This window comes from Xanthomonas sp. CPBF 426, from assembly GCF_903989465.1.
Classification (GTDB): domain Bacteria; phylum Pseudomonadota; class Gammaproteobacteria; order Xanthomonadales; family Xanthomonadaceae; genus Xanthomonas; species Xanthomonas euroxanthea.
On record NZ_LR861805.1, the window covers coordinates 4,409,701 to 4,426,536 of the forward strand.

The following is a 16,836-nucleotide window of genomic DNA, read 5'->3' on the forward strand; positions in this document are numbered from 1 at the left end:
CCAGGCTTTTGAGGTGGTGCCGGTGGCGCAACTGAGCTGGTGCAGCAGGCTGCATCGGCTCTGCCTTGTGGTGGGTAACCCCAGGCGTGCGATATCCGACAGTCAATGGGTTTCTTCGTACACCGCGATGCGCTGGTGACCGACCGGAGATGAGGCGCGTCGCCGATGCCGCGGCTGTTTGCTCATCGGCATGCTGTGCGCATGTCCAGTGCGCTTCTCCATCGTTCCTTGTCCGGGTCGGCGCCGATTGCGGCGCACTGGCATTTGCGGCTGCACACGCATCAGCAGGTGCCGTTGTTTGCCGACTGGCGCTGCGCGCGGGCCGCGGCGGCGAGCCTGGCGGCGGCCGGTCACTGGCAGGGCGCGCAGTTGCTGTGCTGGGTGCTGCTGCCCGATTGCTGGTGTGCGCTGCTGCAGGCACCGGGCAAGGCTGCGCTGCTGCACATGGCTGCCGTTGCGCGGCAGGTCGCCGCCGGGGCGGTCAATCGTGCACGTGGCCGCGGCGGGACGGTGTGGCAGCCGCAGATGCAGGCGTCGGCGCTTGCCCCGCATGACGACCATCGACAGTTCGCGCGCGCACTGGTGGCGTTGCCGTTACGGGCAGGGCTGGCCGCGCAGATCGGCGGGTATCCGTACTGGGATGCGGTCTGGCTGCTGCACGACCACGCTGCGCACGGCGCCGGGACTGCAGTGCCGGTTGATGGTCCACGCATGCCGGGTCCGGGAGACAGGTGACCGTGATCGCGCGCGTCCGTCCGGCGCGAGCCAGACAGACTGTTGCGTGTCTTCGCCGGTCAGCATTGCGGGTCTGTGCGAGCGACGTCCGCCCGATCAATGTTGACGTCGAGCGCCGTCTGTTCGGGCGACGTCTGACGTCGGTCGCCACGTCGGTCAAGGCGGGCTGCACGCTGCGGTGATCGCCGACATCTGCCAGCGCCGAGCATGGCGTGATCGGCCACTACAAGCGGGTTGCGGCGCCGCGACCCGCCCTGCCGGTATACCGGCAGGGCAGTCGTCCGTGACGCACCGGTCGCTCAAAACTCCAGTGGATGCTCCGGCAGCAAGGCCTGCAACTGGCTGCGGAACAGCCCGCGAATCCGCTCCAATGCGGCCTCGGTGTCAGCCTCGAACCGCAGCACCAGGATCGGCGTGGTGTTGGAGGCACGCACCAGGCCCCAGCCGTCGGCGAAGTCCGCGCGCAGTCCGTCGATCGTCGACAGCCGCGCCGATTCGAACGGCGATTCCTCGCCGGCCTGGGCACGCTCGACGAAACGCGCGACCAGTGCATGCGCATCACCGTCCACCGGCACCTTGATTTCCGGCGTGGACACGCTTTCGGGCAAGGCCTCCAGCACCTCCGACGGGGTCTGCTCACGCTGGGCCAGGATTTCCAGCAGGCGTGCGGCCGCATAGATGCCGTCGTCAAAGCCGTACCAGCGCTCCTTGAAGAAGAAGTGCCCGCTCATCTCGCCGGCCAGTTCGGCGTCGGTCTCGCGCATCTTGGCCTTGATCAGCGAGTGCCCGGTCTTCCACATCAGCGGGCTGCCGCCATTGCGCAGCACGTGGTCGGACAGCTTTCCGGTGCACTTGACGTCGTAGATCACCAACGCACCGGGATTGCGCTGCAGCACGTCGGCGGCGAACAGCATCAGCAGACGGTCCGGGAACACCATGGTGCCTTGCTTGGTAACCACGCCCAGACGATCGGCATCGCCATCGAAGGCCACTCCGATATCGGCATCGAAGCGCTGCACCATCTTCACCAGATCGTCGAGGTTGTGCGGCTCGCTCGGGTCGGGGTGATGGTTGGGGAAGGTGCCGTCGATCTCGCAGTACAACGGGATGACCTCGGCACCGATGGCTTCCAGCAGGCGCGGCGCGATCTCACCGGCCACGCCGTTGCCGGCATCCACCACGACCTTGATCGGGCGGTCCAGCTGCACGTCGTCGGCGATGCGCTGGATGTAGGCGTCGCTGATGTCGCGCTGTTCCAGCTCGCCAGGCGTTGCCGCGGTGTGCAGGCGGCCTTCGTTGATGCGCTGGTGCAGGTCGGCGATCGCCGACCCGGACAGCGTCTCGCCACCGATGACGATCTTGAAGCCGTTGTAGTCGGGCGGATTGTGGCTGCCGGTGACCGCCACGCAGCTGCCGGCGCGCAGTTCATAGGCGCCGAAATACACCACCGGGGTGGGCGCCAGACCGACATCGATCACCTGGCAGCCGGCGCGACGCAGGCCGTCGATCAGGCCATTGGCGAGCTCCGGGCCCGACAGCCGCCCATCGCGGCCGACCACCACCTCGCGCAGGCCCTGCGCCTGCATCACGCTGCCGATGGCCTGGCCGATCAAGGCGGCGACGCCCGGATTGAGGTCCTTGCCGACCACACCGCGGATGTCGTAGGCGCGGAACATCTCGGTGGCGACCTGCACGGCCGGCACCAGCGCCGGCGGCGCGGGCGGCGCATCTGCGTCCAGCGCGCGCGCCTCGCTGGCGAGGCTGGCGTCGTGCTGCAGGCTCTGGCTGAAGGTGGGTTCGTCGGCGCTCGGCTCGCTGGCCACGCGGCGACGCGGCAAGGCGACGCGGCCACGGCTGGCCAGCACCAACAGCACGGCGATGGCGAGCAGCAGCACGGCCACGATCGCGCAGCCGACGGTGCCCAGACCCAGCGGGCCCTCATCGCGTTGCGGCACCGCGGCGGCCACGCGCATGCCGCTGTCACCCAATGGCCTGGCCAGGGTCTCGGCGGCATCGGCCAGCGCCACATCGCCTTGCTGGGCGACGTTGTAGCTGCCCTGGCGCAAGGCCAGATAGGCGCTGCCGGGCACTGCGATCGCATCCAGCGGGCCGGTCAGACGCAACAACGGCAGGCGCGCGTACGCCACCGCCGGCTGCGTGCCCAGTGTGACCACCGCTGCCACACCCAGACGGACCTGCTTGGCGTCGCGCACCACATGCACCTGGGCACGTTTGGCCACCAGCGCCGACTCGAGCAGGCTCAGCCGCGCGTAACCGAAGTCCTTGGGATTGTCGTAGGCGGCGGTCAGGTCGCCGGGCAGGACCTGCACGTCCTCGGCGCCCTTGAAGCGCTCGCGGATGGTCGAGGCCGCCGCCAGCGCGTCACCGTTGGCCAACGCGGCGATGACCTGCGGCTGCTTGAGCAGGGCGTCGAGCTGGCTGGCCTGCTGCGCCATGGCCTGGCTGACGTCCTGCACGGCGCGGTCGCGCGCCTGTTCCAGGTCCTGCGCAACCGCATCCTTGCGCCATTGCGTGTAGCTGCTCCAGCCGAACCAGGCAGCCAGCAGCAACAACACTCCCCCCAACACCGGACCACGCGTACGCACGCTGGACATCGACTGCCTGCGCTCGCTCGTCTTGCTCATGTGACGTCCCCCGTCAGCGCACGCCGGTGTGGCCGAATCCACCCGCTCCCCGCGCGCTGTCGACGAAAGTATCCACCACTTGCAAGCCCACGCGCACGATCGGCAGGATCACCAGCTGTGCGATGCGGTCACCCGGCTCGATGGTGAAGGCGGCGCGACCGCGATTCCAGGTGCTGATCAGCAACGGCCCCTGGTAATCGGCATCGATCAGCCCGGTGCCGTTGCCGAGCACGATGCCGTGGCGATGGCCCAGGCCCGAGCGCGGCAGGATCACCGCACACAGCTGCGGGTCGGCCAGATGGATCGCGATGCCGCTGGGAATCAGCGCCGCATCGCCGGGCTCCAGCGTCATCGGCGCTTCCAGCGCGGCGCGCAGGTCCATGCCTGCGCTGGCGTCGGTGGCATAGGCCGGCAGCGGCCACAGGTCGCCGAAGCGCGGGTCGAGCAGCTTCACCTGCAAGGACTGGGTCGGGGTGCTCATGCCTGCAATCTCTCCGCGATCAGGGCCAACAGCTGGTCGGCCAGTTCGGTCTTGCTGCTGCTGGGGAAGGCGCGCTCGCCGCCCTGCCAGTAGGCGGTGGCGGCGTTGTTGTCGCTTTCGAAGCCGCCGCCCTCGATCCCCACCTGGTTGGCGATGATCAGGTCCAGCCGCTTGGCGGCCAGCTTGCCACGCGCGTAATGCTCCACGTCGTGCGTCTCGGCGGCAAAACCCACCACCAGCTTCAGCGCGCCGGTCTGCGCGGCGACCTCGGCCAGGATGTCCGGGGTGCGCACCAGTTCCAGGGTCAGCGTCTCGCCGGTCTTCTTGATCTTCTGCGCGACCACCCGCTTGGGGGTGTAGTCGGCCACCGCGGCGGCGCCGATGTAGATGTCGGCCGGGAACGCGCCCAGCACCGCATCGCGCATCTGCGCAGCCGAGCGCACGTCGATCCGCCGCACGCCGGCCGGGGTGGCCTGGTGCACCGGGCCGCTGACCAGCACCACCTCGGCCCCCTGGGCGGCGGCGGCGGCGGCCAGGGCATAGCCCATCTTGCCGCTGCTGCGGTTGCCCACGTAACGCACCGGATCCAGGTCCTCGAAGGTGGGGCCGGCGCTGATCACGATGCGCAGGCCCTCCAGCTGCGCGCTGCTGGGCACGAATGCCGGCGCAGCCGCACTGCTGGAGGCCACCGGCGCGGCGCTGCCGGCGCCGGCACCGCCGGCCAGGGCGGCAATGATCGCCGCCGGCTCGGCCAGCCGTCCGGGGCCGGATTCGCCTTCGGCCAGCGGGCCGTCATCGGGACCGACCACGCGCACGCCGCGTGCGGACAGGGTCGCCACATTCGCCTGCGTGGCCGCGTGCAGCCACATGCGGTGGTTCATCGCCGGGGCCACGGTCAGCGGCGCAGTCGTGGCCAGGCACAGCGTGCTGACCAGATCATCGGCCAGGCCATGCGCCAGCCGCGCCAGCAGGTCGGCGGTGGCCGGAGCGACGATCACCTGATCGGCCCAGCGCGCCAGTTCGATATGTCCCATCGCCTGCTCGGCAGCGCTGTCCCACAACGTGGTGCGGGTGGGCTGCCCGGACAGCGCCTGGAAGCTGAGCGGGGTGACGAATTGTTGCGCGCCGCTGGTCATGGCGACCTGTACAAGTGCGCCGGCGTCGCGCAGGCGACGGACCAGTTCAAGCGATTTGTAAGCGGCAATGCCTCCGCCGACGCACAGCAGCAAGCGCTGTCCGTCCAGGGGGCGGGCCTGAGTGGAGCCGATCACGTCGGAGTCGTCCTACGGTTACAAGGACAACTAGATTAGCCGATGCCCCCGTCCGGCCTGATAGGCGTGAGCGATGAGCACCGGCAATCTCGCCATATGCACATTCACGACTGGCCCACCCACGAACGCCCGCGCGAGAAACTTCTGGCGCGCGGGGCGACTGCCCTGTCCGATGCCGAGCTGCTGGCGATCTTTGTCGGCTCCGGCCTGCGCGGCCAGGACGCCGTCCAGACCGGGCGCAACCTGCTGCTGCGTCACGGCCCGCTGCGCGTGCTGCTGGACCACACGGCGCCCGCGCTGGCGCGGCTGCCCGGCCTGGGTCCGGCTTCGGCCTGCAAACTCAGCGCGGGGCTGGAACTGGCACACCGTCACCTGCTGAGCGCGCTGGAACGCGGCGATGCGCTCAGCGACCCGCCCAGCGCCGGCCGCTACTTTTCGCAACGGCTGCGTCCGCGCCCCTATGAGGTGTTCGCGGTGCTGTACCTGGACACCCGCCATCACGCCATCGCCTTCGAGGAAGTGTTCACCGGCACCATCGACGGGGCCGACATCCATCCGCGCGAGGTGGTGCGGCGGGCGCTACTGCACAATGCCGCGGCGGTGATCGTCGGGCACAACCACCCGTCCGGCAATCCGGAACCGTCCGAGGCCGACCGCGCGGTCACCCGGCGTCTGCTGGGCGCATTGGAGCTGGTGGATATCCGCCTGCTGGACCACTTCGTGATCGGCGACGGCCGGCCCGTATCGCTGGCCGAGCGCGGCTGGCTGGGATGACAGCGCGACGCTGACCTGAACCATCGGCCCGACCCCGGGGCGCGCGGTCGGGTAAAATCGCTGGTTTCGTTCCAAGCAGATCCCACGTGAAAGCCCAACTCCGCGCACTGATCGGCCAAGGCATCGAAGCCTTGCGCGCCAACGGCACCCTGCCTGCCGACACCCTGCCGCCGGATTTTGTGGTCGAGCGACCCAAGACGCGCGAGCACGGCGACTTCGCCACCAATGCCGCGATGCTGCTGGCCAAGCCGGCGCGCAGCAATCCGCGCGCGCTAGCCCAGGCGCTGGTCGCCGCATTGCCGGCCAGCGACGACGTGGCCAAGGTGGAGATCGCCGGGCCGGGCTTCATCAATTTCCATCTCGCCCCCACCGCCTACCAGCGCGAAGTGGCACATGTGCTCAAGCAGGGCCACGACTACGGGCGTGGGCTGGCCGGCAACGGCCGCTCGGTGGGCGTGGAATACGTCTCGGCCAACCCGACCGGCCCGCTGCATGTCGGCCATGGCCGCGCGGCGGCGATTGGCGACAGCCTGGCGCGCGTGCTCGATGCCAACGGCTGGAACGTCAAGCGCGAGTTCTACTACAACGATGCCGGCGTGCAGATCGAGAACCTGGCCTTGTCGGTGCAGGCGCGCGCGCAGGGGCTCACCCCCGACAGCGACGGCTGGCCGGAGAACGGCTACCGCGGCGACTACATCGCCGATGTGGCCAATGCCTACCTGGCCGGCGACACCGTCGACCTGGAAGGCCATCTGGTCACCGGCGGCAAGGACCCGGCCGACTTCGACGCGATCCGCCGTTTCGCCGTGGCCTACCTGCGCAACGAGCAGAACCACGACCTGGCCGCCTTCCGCGTCGATTTCGATATCTATTTCCTCGAAAGCTCGCTGTACAAGGACGGCAAGGTCGAAGAGGCCGTGCAGAAGCTGATCGCCTCCGGCCATACCTACGAGGAAGGCGGCGCGTTGTGGTTGAAGTCCACCGACTTCGGCGACGACAAGGACCGGGTGATGCGCAAGTCCGACGGCACCTACACCTACTTCGTGCCGGACGTGGCCTACCACCTGACCAAGTGGCAGCGCGGCTACGAGCGCGCGATCACCGAACTGGGCGCGGACCACCACGGCTCGCTGACGCGCGTGCGCGCCGGCCTGCAGGCGCTGGAACTGGGCATCCCGCAGGGCTGGCCGGAGTACGTGCTGCACCAGATGGTCACGGTGATGCGCGGCGGCGAGGAAGTGAAACTGTCCAAGCGTGCCGGCAGCTACGTCACCCTGCGCGACCTGATCGAGGAAACCAGCGCCGATGCGGTGCGCTGGTTCCTGATCGCGCGCAAGCCCGACTCGCAGCTCACCTTCGACATCGACCTGGCCCGCCAGCAGAGCAACGACAACCCGGTGTTCTACGTGCAGTACGCGCATGCGCGCGTGTGCAGCGTGCTGCGGCAGGCGCAGGAAAAAGGCTACAAGTACGAGCAGGCGCATGGACTGGCCGAGCTGGCGCGCCTGGACGACGAGCACTCGCTCAACGTCATGGTCGAGCTGTCGCGCTATGCGGAGGTGGTGGAAATCGCCGGCCAGGCGCTGGAGCCGTACCAGATCGCGCAATACCTGCGTGAATTGGCGCACGCCTTCCACACGTGGTATCACAACACCAAACTGCTGGTGGACGATGCCGCAGAGCGCGACGCCAAACTCACCCTCGCCGTCGCCACGCAACAGGTGCTCGCCAACGGCCTGGAACTGCTTGGCGTCAGCGCCCCAGAAAAGATGTAAGTCGGGCCGCATGGCCCGTAACGACGTGATTCGGAGAAGTGGTAGATGGCAGCACGACGCGGTAAGAGTCAGGCGCGACGCAACACCAGCAATGGCACCCCCGTTTGGGTGTGGTTGGTGGCAGGCGCTGCGATTGCGGCAGTGATCTTTCTGGCCGCGCCCAACCTGTTCAAGAAGGACGGCGACGGCTTCCTGCGCGTGGGCCCGCGGGCGAACCCCGACGCCCAGCCCGAGCCGGTGGCCGATGCCGACGTGGATACGCCGGCCGAGCTCCCCAAGCCCGCGCAACCGCCCAAACCGCAAGCCAAGCCGGGCGATGCGCAAACCCAGTACGACTTCTACACCTTGCTGCCCGGCAAGGAAGTGCAGATGTCCGATGCCGAACTGGCGGCCAGTGCGCGCGCCGAGGAAGCCGCACGTGCGCGTGCGGCGCTGGAAGGCAAGCCGGTTGCACCTGCACCGGGTGCGAGCGTGGCCGCCGCCACGCCGGCCACCAGCGTGCCGGTGCCGTTGAACGAAACGGCGGCCAGCGCGCCGAAGCCGTTGGCGGAGACCGCCCCGGCACGTCCGGCCGCCACGCCGGCGCCGGACAGCACAGCCGCGCTCGCCACGCCGGCAGCGACGGCTGCGCCGAAGCCGGCAGCGACAGCTGCCACCGCGGCAACCCCCGCTGCAGTGGCAGACAACACCCGCTACATCCTGCAGGCCGGCTCGTTCGGCGCCTCCGGCGACGCCGAATCGACCAAGGCCAAGCTGGCGATGATGGGCCTGGCCGCACGCGTGGAATCGGCCGATATCAGCGGCAAAACCGTCTACCGCGTGCGCATGGGGCCATATGGCAGCGCCGGCGAACTGGCCGAAGCCAAGCAGAAGCTGACCGGCAGCGGCTTGCCCGCCATTGCGATCAAGGCGCAGTAGCCGCAGTGCTGCAGCGCGCCGCCGGCCTGTGGTTGTGGTGGGGACTGATCGGCGCGGCGCACGCCACCGAGCAGATTCCAGACCGTATCCGGATCGACGGGCAGGACGCGGCGCTGCTAGCCGAACCCCTGTCGCCGGTGCTGGACGACCAGGCCACCTGGCAACGTTTCGTGCCGCATGCGCGGCAGGCGCTGGGCAGTTGCAGTGCGAACTGGCGCGGTTACCGGGCCGATTGGCGCGTGGAAAACGCGCAGCTGCTGCTGGATCGCGTCGTCATCGGCGCCTGTGCCACCGCACCGCCGGCATTGCCCCTGGATGTGTTGTTTCCCGGACGAACCGCCCCGGTCGCCGCGGACTGGATCGATGGCGAGCTGGTGATTGCTTTGCCAACCGCTGCGAGCGCCGCCGACACCGCATCCACCGCCGCAGAGGCGCCGTACCTGCTGCTGCAGGTGCAACACGGCCGTGTCCTGGCGCGCGAACCGCTCAGTGAGGCCAGCCTGCGCGCGCGGCGCGCCCAGGCCAGCGCGCCCGGCCCTGCCACTGCCCCCTGATCCCTTGCCTGATCCCCCTCGTTTGCAGGAGTTATCCCCCATGTCCAAGACTGTCCTGATCACCGGTGCCACCTCCGGATTCGGCAGCGCCGCCGTGCGCCGGTTTGCCGCCGACGGCTGGAAGATCATCGCCACCGGCCGCCGCGCCGAGCGCCTGGATGCCCTGGCGGCCGACCTGCCCGCCGGCCAGGTGCATACCGCCGCGTTCGACATGCGCGATGCGCAGGCCTTGTCGGCAGCGATCGATGCAGTGCCGGCGGAGTTTGCCGACATCGATGTGCTGGTCAACAACGCCGGGCTGGCGCTGGGCACCGCGCCCGCGCAACAGGCCGACCTGACGCAGTGGCAGCAGATGATCGACACCAATGTCACCGCGCTGGTCACCCTCACCCACCGCCTGCTGCCGGCGTTGATCGCACGCCGTGGCGCCATCATCAACATCGCCTCGGTCGCGGCGACCTACCCCTATACCGGCGGCAACGTCTACGGCGGTACCAAGGCGTTCGTGCAGCAGTTTTCGCTGGGCCTGCGCGCGGACCTGCACGGCACTGGCGTGCGCGTGACCTCGATCGAACCGGGCATGGCCGAAACCGAATTCACCCTGGTGCGCACGGGCGGCAACCAGGCCGCCTCGGACACGCTGTACCGCGGCGCCACGCCGATGACCGCCGAGGACATCGCCGAGCAGATCTTCTACGTCGCCAGCCTGCCGGCGCACCTGAACATCAATCGGCTGGAAATCATGCCGGTCACGCAGTCGTTCGCCGGTTTCCAGGTAGCGCGCGACGCGCAGTGACGATGGCCTGCAACGCCGATGCATCTTCCGGGTCGCGATCCGATGCTGTGTCGGCCGGCGCGTGAGCACCGCGCGCCGCATCGAGGCAGCACGACAACGCCGCGCATTGCGCGGCGTTTTGCGCTGCGCGGTCAGCCGCGATCAGCGGCAGCCAGCGGCCGCACGCCTGGCCGCAGCACCCTGTCGCGCAGCTGCAGGAACGGGCGCTCCACCACGTAGTGCAACAGCGCACCGCCCAGCACTGCCACCAGGCCATACACCGCAAACGCCAGCACGCCACGCCCCTCCAGCGCCGGGCCGAACCAGCCCTGGGTGAGATGGAACACGGCCTTGTGGGTCAGATACAGGCTGTAGGAAATGGCCGCCAGCCATGCCGCACCAGGCACGCGCAAGCCGCCAAGCACACCGCGGGTGGCGGTGCCGGCGAACACCAGCAAGGCCAGTCCCAGTGACAGCACCGGCCAGCCCAGCGCATTGCCGACCAGGCCGGTGCGCTCGCGAAACAGCCACATCGCCAGCGCCAGGATCGCCACGCCCGCAAGCAAAAATGCATTGCCGTGTTGCTGCAGCCGTTGCCACAGCGCAGGGCGAACGACCTTGAGCACCGCCAGCACGACACCGGCCAGCAGACCGTCCAGACGGTTCCAGGTCGGGTAATAGAGGTCTTCGATGAACCAGTTGCGCTGCAGGCCGGCGCCGGCGCTGTCCAGGGCGGTGTTGTGCCACCAGATGCCGGCACGCAACGCGATGCCTGCCACCACCACCAGCACGCAGAGCACGACGAACCGCGCGGCCGAGGGCCGCCGCATCAACAGCGTCGCCAGCAACGGAAACACCAGATAGAAATGTTCTTCCACGCAGAGCGACCAGGCGTGCGAGAACGCGGCATCACGGCCATAGTCGACCAACAGGTTCAGGGTGAAGCTGACGAACATCCACCACGGCGCCAACCCGGGCGCCTCGCGGAACTGCGGCCACGCCAAGTAGATCGCCAGCACCACCAAGAACGCCGGCAGGATGCGGAACGCGCGGCGCAGGTAGAAATCCCTGAAGTCCAGGCGTTGCCCGCGTGCCAGCGGCCTCAGCACCTGCGTGCCGATCAGGAAGCCGCTCAGCACGAAGAACAGGTCCACGCCCATCCAGCCGTAGCGCGACAACCACGCCCAGTCCGGCCCCAGACCGCCGACCACGAAGGAATGGAACAGCATCACCCAGACGATGGCGATGCCACGCAGCAGATCGAGAGCGGGATAGCGCATGCGGGCGATGCAGGGCCGAGGGAGCCCGATTGTGCCGCATCCCGCCGCTGCGGCGATGCCGGCACCGGCGTTGGCCGCGCTCGCCGGCTCGTGCCGGCAACGCAGACGCGTTCTCGACGTCTGTCAGCAGTGCAGGCCTGCTGCCGTCGACCAGCTAGCGGCGACAGCAACACGCCCTGCACTCCACCGGTGCCGCACCCGGAGACCTTCGGTACAGCCACCAGCCGCATTGCGGCCGCCAAACCGCTGTCGATGCGGTGGCTTCCCCACGGCGTCATCCATCACGCGACAGCCTGCTGCTCGACGCGCGCTCCCTGCGCCAGCGTCACCGCCGGTTCCAGCAATCCCCATGCTTCCAGTTGGTCCACTGCCCGGCCGATTCCGTCCTCCTCGCGGATGCGCTGGCCCAGCGCGCGTGCCGCCGCGCGCATGCCCGGCGCGCTGGCCTGGCCGATGGCATCGGCCAGGGTCTCCGGCTGCAATCCGGCCCGTGCAAGCGCCGGCGGCGCGACGCCGCGCTGGGCCAGGCAATGCGCCCAGAACGGCTGGTCGTAGCCGAACGGCAGCACCACCGACGGAATCCCCGCAGCCAGCGCCGCACCGGTGGTGCCGGCACCGCCGTGATGCACCGCCACCGACACCCGTGGAAACAGCCAATCGTGCGGTGCCTGTTCCAGCTGGAAGAAGCGCCCGGCATCGTCGGACGCATCTTCCCCGGCCGCCAGCCCGCCCCAGCCGCTGGCCAGCAGCGCGCGCTGACCGGTCAGACGCACCGCCGCCTTGACGGTGGCGGTGAGCTGCGCCGCATCGCTGCTGATCATGCTGCCGAAACCGATGTACAGCGGCGGCGGGCCCGCCTGCAAAAATGCCTCCAGCGCGGCCGGCGGCTGCCACTGCGGCTGCGGCAACTGCCAGAAACCGCTGACCTGGGCCCGATCCGGCCAGTCCGGCGGACGTGGGCACAGATGCTCGCTGTAGCCATACACCACGCGCTGCGCACTGCGATCGGGACCGCTCCACGGATACGCCGGCAACCCCAATGCCGGGCGCACGATACCGTTGAGCGCCGGACGCATCAGCTGCCAGCCGGCAAAGCGCACCGCATGATGCAGCGCCACACTCACCAGCCCGGGCAGACGTACGGTGGGCATCACCATCAACGGCACGTGGCGCGAGGCGGTCAGCGGCTGCAATTGCGTGAGCACCACCGGCAACCCGTAGGCCTGGCCCAGGCTGTGCGCCAGCAGGCTCGCGCTGCCGACGCCGAGAATCAGGCCGGCATCGGCACAGGCCGCGCAGCCCTGCGCGGCCCAGTCGCGTGCCCACTCCAGCAGCTGGGCGCGCAAGGTGCCCCAGATGCCGCGCCAGCCACCGCGCATCTCGGCGACATCCGGATGGCCCTGCAACAGCTTCTGGTGGTCGCCGCTGAGCGGGAAGAACTCCAGCCCGTTGGCACGGATCAGCGATTCAAAGTTGGCGCTGGTCAGCACCCGCACCGGGTAACCGCGCTCCTGCAAGCCACGCCCCAGCGCAATGATCGGGCGCACATCGCCATGCGTGCCCAGGGTGGCGATCAGCACCGGGCGGCGTCCCGCGTTGAAGGAAGACTCAGGCATATTCGGCCACCCCGTCGCTGGCGGTGGCGATGCGGCCATCACGTTGTACGGCTTTCGCAGTGGCCGCGTGCAGCAATGCACTGAGCGTGGCCGAATGCGTGGGCGACAGCATCGAATGGTGGTCGCTGTCGAGCGCATGCAGGTGCAGGTTGCGCACGTACGGGCGCCAGGCCTGCGGCCGGTAATCCACCCATACCGTATCGTCGCCGCCGGAGCTCATGCGCACGCTGGCTTCGACGAACACCACATCCTGGTCCAGCGGCTTGGGGCGATGGCGCCGCGCCAGCTGCAGGTGGTGCTGGGTCATGCCGCCCATGTCGTCCAGCAATGTGGGACGTTGTTCGAGCAGCTGGCGCACCGCGGGCAGGTCGTTCAACCCGTAGTGATCGCACAGCAGGCTGGCCAGTTCGGCAACCGTGGTCGGCATCGGCTGGCCATGGGCCAGATGCAGGCCCAGCGCATGCACCGATGCACGCACGTTTTCCGATTCCGGCAGCGACGCGGCCTGCTCCAGGTGCGGGTAGCTGTCGAGCATCGCCAGCAGTTCGACTTCTTCGCCCAGCGCATGCAGTTCGGCGGTGATGGCATGGGCGATCAAGCCGCCCAGCGACCAGCCAATCAACCGGTACGGCCCCTGCGGCTGCACCGTGCGCAGCCGCGCCAGATAGTCGCGTGCAATCGCCTCGATGCTTTCCGGGCGATGCTGCGGGTCGCTCAAGCCCGGCGACTGCAGGGCATATACCGGCCACTGCGGATCGAGCTGGCCGAGCAAGGTGAGATACGACCAGCCCAGACCGACCACCGGATGGATGCAGAACAGCGGCGTCGTGCCCGGGGTGCCGGCACGCAGCGGCAACAGCACGCCGAGCGGGTCGTTCGGGGTCTGTACGTTGCGCTTGATCACCTCGGCCAGGCCGGCGATGGTCGGTGCATGGAACAGGCTGCCCAACGGCAGTTCGACACCGAACGCCTGCGGGAAGCGTGCGGCCATTTCCGCCGCGCGCAGCGAGTCGCCGCCGAGCTCGAAGAAGTTGTCTTCCACACCCACCGCCTCGATCCCCAGCACGTCCTGCAGCATCGCCGCCAGCTGGTGTTCGAGCGCGTCGCGCGGCGCCACATGCGCGCGCTGCGGCAGCGCACCCGGCGACGGCAAGGCGCGGCGATCCAGCTTGCCATTGGGTGTCAGCGGCAATGCCTGCAACGGCATCCACAAGGTGGGAATCATCGACGCCGGCAGGCGCTGCTGCAGATGCGCACGCAATAGCTCGGGCGATGGCGTTGCGCCCTGCTTGCCCACCACATACGCCAGCAACTGCAGCGCATCGTGGTCGCCATCGCGATGACCGACCACCACCGCCTGCGCCACCTGCGAATGCAGCAGCAAGGCGTTTTCGATTTCGGCCGGCTCCACGCGATGGCCGCGGATCTTCAGTTGCGCGTCGGCGCGGCCGATGAATTCCAGCATGCCGTCGCGGCGCTGACGCACGCGGTCGCCGGTGCGGTACATGTTGCTGCCGTCGTTGGCGAACGGGTCACGCACGAACCGCTCGCTGGTCAGCTGGCGCTTGCCGCGATAGCCCTTGGCCACGCCCGCACCGCCGATGTACAACTCGCCGATCGCGCCGGTCGGCAGCGGTTGCCGCTGTGCATCGAGCACATAGACACGCGTATTGAGCAGCGGCCGGCCGATCGGCGGAGCGGCGGCGTCGGTCAGCTGCAACGGCATGATGGTCGACCAGATCGTGGTTTCGGTCGGCCCGTACAACTGGGTCAGGCGCCCGACCCGGCTCAGCAGCTGGGTCGCCAGTTCCGGCACCAGGGCTTCACCACCGACCAGGGCGTGGATGCGGTCCAGCGCCAGATCCTGGTTGGCCAGCAGGATGCGCCACAGCGATGGGGTCGCCTGCACCACGCTGATCTGCGCGTGCGCGATCAACCGCGACAGGCTGCGTGGATCGTGGGTGATGCCGGCCGGTGCGATGACCACGCGCGCGCCCACCAGCAACGGCAGATACAGCTCCAGCCCGGCGATATCGAAGGTGATGGTGGTGACTGCCAGCACGCGGTCGCGTGGGCGCAATGCCAGCTCATGCTCCATCGCATGCAGGAAATTGAACAGATTGCGATGGCTGATTTCCACGCCCTTGGGCGCGCCGGTCGAGCCGGAGGTGTACAGCAGGTAGGCAGTCCCGTCCGGCGTGGCCAGCGGCGCGATCGCCGCCGGCAACACCGCCGGGCGCGGATCCAGCCAGACCATGCCACCGAGCAGATAGCGCTCGCACAACGCCGGCTCGCAGACCAGCGCGATGGCGCCGGAATCGTTGAGCATCTGCCGGTTGCGCGCGGCCGGGCTTTCCGGGTCCAGCGGCAGATACGCCGCCCCGCTCCACATCACCGCCAGCAGGGCCACCAGCAAGTGCTCGCTGCGCGGCAACGCGATGGCGACCACATCGCCGGGGCGGACGCCATCGGCCACCCATTGCGCGGCGATGCGCGAGGCCAGTTCGCACAGCGTGGCGTAATCCAGGGTGCGGTTGTCGTATTCCACCACCACCGCTGCCGGCATCAGCTCGGCGCGCTGCAGCATGCCGTGCAGCAACGTGGCCGGTTCCGGCAACGCCGCGGCGGTGGCGTTCCAGGTGTGCAACAGGCGGTGGCGTTCCGCATCGCCCAGCACATCGATCTGGCCCAGCGCGCACTCCGGGTCGGCCAATACCGCATCGGCCAGATGGGTCAGGCGGCGGCAATGGTCGGCCAGTTCGTCGCTGTCGTACAACGCCGGATTGGCATCCAGATCGAAGCGCAACGCGGCACCGTCGCCGCGCTCGTAGCAGAAGATGGTCAGATCATCGGCCGGGCCGTTGGAGAGGTTATGCGGCATCGCATGGGCCTGGCCAAAGCGCAGTGCGTAGTCGAAGGCTTCGATGTTCACCGCCAGGCGTGCGAACTTCTGGTCGATCCCGAACATGCCCAGATCGCGGCGCACATCCTCGAAGCGGTATTGCTGGTGGCGCAGCGCATGCCTGACCACCGAGGACACCTGCGCGAACAGGGCATGCACCGGCTGCTGCGGATCCATTTTCAGGCGCAGCGAAATCACATTGGCCACCAGGCCTGCGGTCTGCCGGTAACGCGCATTGATGCGGCCGGTCACCGGCATGGCCAGCACCAGATCCTCGGTGCCGGTGCAGCGGTAGTAATAGGCGGCGATCAGCGAAATCAGCATCTGCGGCAGGCTGGCTCCATGGTCCTTGCCCAGCGCACGCAGCCGCGTCACCTGCTGCGGCGAGAACTGCCCGGTGCCACGCAACAGCCCGGTCGACAGCTGGCTGCCCGGACGTGCCAGGGTTGCCGGCGGTGGCAGATCGGCCAGCTGCTGCATCCAGTAGCTGCGGTCGCGCTGAAAGCGATCGGAGTCGCGATACTGCTGCTCGAGTTCGATCAGCGACAGCGCGCTGCCATATTGCGCAGGCGCCGGCTCGATGTTTTCTGCGTAGGCGTTATACAGCACCGCCATGCGCTGCATCATGATCGAGGCGCAATAGCCATCCATCACCAGATGACTGACGCATTGCACCCACATGTGGTGATCCTCGCCCAGGCGGAATACCGCGCAATGCCATAACGGCCCGTTCTGCAGGTCTTCCGGCTTGCGGATTTCTTCATCGACCCAGTGCTCGGCCGCAGTGCGCGGGGAAGGATCTTCGCTGACGTCGAAGTACGGAATCGCGGCGGTGTAGTCGGGCAGGACCACCTGATGCGGCACGCCGTCGTGCTCGACGATGCAGAGCCGCAGCGTGTCGAATTCGCGCGTCAGCTGCATGCTGGCGCGGATCAGCAGCTGCGGATCGAGCGGGCCGACCATTTCCAGGGCTTCGGACAACATCAAGGTGTTGTCGGTGTGCAACTTGTTGGCGACCCACAGGCCGCGTTGCGCTTTGGTCAGGGGAAACACGGGAGAGGCGTCAGCGTGCATGGCGTGCATCCTTCTTGTATGGCGCGCAGTCGCCCG

12 protein-coding genes are annotated in these 16,836 nt (G+C 68.6%); 6 read left to right on the forward strand and 6 right to left on the reverse strand.

All coding sequences use genetic code 11. From position 1 onward, the window contains the following. Positions 1 to 201 precede the first annotated feature (201 nt). Positions 202 to 735, forward strand: coding sequence for a hypothetical protein (locus H7A87_RS18690; protein ID WP_119129982.1), 534 nt, complete (start codon positions 202 to 204; stop codon positions 733 to 735). Between the two features lie 299 nt (positions 736 to 1,034). Here H7A87_RS18690 and H7A87_RS18695 read toward each other — a convergent pair whose 3' ends face one another. Genes H7A87_RS18695 through coaBC form a run of 3 tightly spaced genes read right to left on the reverse strand, consistent with a single transcriptional unit; the run spans position 1,035 to position 5,132 of the window. Further along, positions 1,035 to 3,380, reverse strand: a complete 2,346-nt coding sequence (locus H7A87_RS18695) for a phosphomannomutase/phosphoglucomutase (RefSeq protein WP_180496795.1) — start codon at positions 3,378 to 3,380, stop codon at positions 1,035 to 1,037. Between the two features lie 13 nt (positions 3,381 to 3,393). Continuing rightward, complete coding sequence (gene dut, locus H7A87_RS18700) at positions 3,394 to 3,861, reverse strand: dUTP diphosphatase (protein WP_104535010.1); 468 nt, start codon at positions 3,859 to 3,861, stop codon at positions 3,394 to 3,396. Beyond that, positions 3,858 to 5,132, reverse strand: coding sequence for a bifunctional phosphopantothenoylcysteine decarboxylase/phosphopantothenate--cysteine ligase CoaBC (gene coaBC / locus H7A87_RS18705; RefSeq protein WP_119129770.1), 1,275 nt, complete (start codon positions 5,130 to 5,132; stop codon positions 3,858 to 3,860). Before coaBC ends, dut begins: the two co-directional genes overlap by 4 nt. A 96-nt stretch (positions 5,133 to 5,228) precedes the next feature. On the opposite strand from coaBC, the gene radC reads away from it, so the two are divergent. The 5 genes from radC (at position 5,229) to H7A87_RS18730 (ending at position 9,949) form a co-directional block, all read left to right on the forward strand. Beyond that, entirely contained in the window at positions 5,229 to 5,906 is a 678-nt protein-coding gene (gene radC / locus H7A87_RS18710; protein WP_104584918.1) for a DNA repair protein RadC, read from the forward strand. Positions 5,907 to 5,992: 86 nt separating this feature from the next. Then, entirely contained in the window at positions 5,993 to 7,681 is a 1,689-nt protein-coding gene (gene argS / locus H7A87_RS18715; protein ID WP_104584916.1) for an arginine--tRNA ligase, read from the forward strand. Between the two features lie 45 nt (positions 7,682 to 7,726). Next, a complete protein-coding gene (locus H7A87_RS18720) occupies positions 7,727 to 8,599 on the forward strand; it encodes an SPOR domain-containing protein (protein ID WP_119129771.1) in 873 nt (290 codons plus the stop codon). A 5-nt stretch (positions 8,600 to 8,604) separates the two neighbouring features. Further along, positions 8,605 to 9,153, forward strand: coding sequence for a hypothetical protein (locus tag H7A87_RS18725; protein WP_119129772.1), 549 nt, complete (start codon positions 8,605 to 8,607; stop codon positions 9,151 to 9,153). A gap of 40 nt (positions 9,154 to 9,193) precedes the next feature. After that, positions 9,194 to 9,949, forward strand: coding sequence for an SDR family NAD(P)-dependent oxidoreductase (locus H7A87_RS18730; RefSeq protein ID WP_104584909.1), 756 nt, complete (start codon positions 9,194 to 9,196; stop codon positions 9,947 to 9,949). Positions 9,950 to 10,080: 131 nt separating this feature from the next. Here H7A87_RS18730 and H7A87_RS18735 read toward each other — a convergent pair whose 3' ends face one another. From H7A87_RS18735 to H7A87_RS18745, 3 genes are all read right to left on the reverse strand, one after another. Beyond that, on the reverse strand, positions 10,081 to 11,208 hold the full coding sequence (locus tag H7A87_RS18735; RefSeq protein ID WP_119129773.1) for an acyltransferase: 1,128 nt from the start codon (positions 11,206 to 11,208) through the stop codon (positions 10,081 to 10,083). Positions 11,209 to 11,489: 281 nt separating this feature from the next. Continuing rightward, the gene (locus tag H7A87_RS18740) at positions 11,490 to 12,824 is read right to left on the reverse strand and encodes a glycosyltransferase (protein ID WP_119129774.1); all 1,335 of its coding nucleotides are present in this window, start codon (positions 12,822 to 12,824) and stop codon (positions 11,490 to 11,492) included. Further along, positions 12,817 to 16,800, reverse strand: coding sequence for a non-ribosomal peptide synthetase (locus tag H7A87_RS18745; RefSeq protein WP_119129775.1), 3,984 nt, complete (start codon positions 16,798 to 16,800; stop codon positions 12,817 to 12,819). The genes H7A87_RS18740 and H7A87_RS18745 overlap by 8 nt, the downstream gene beginning before the upstream one ends. Between the last annotated feature and the right edge of the window lie 36 nt (positions 16,801 to 16,836).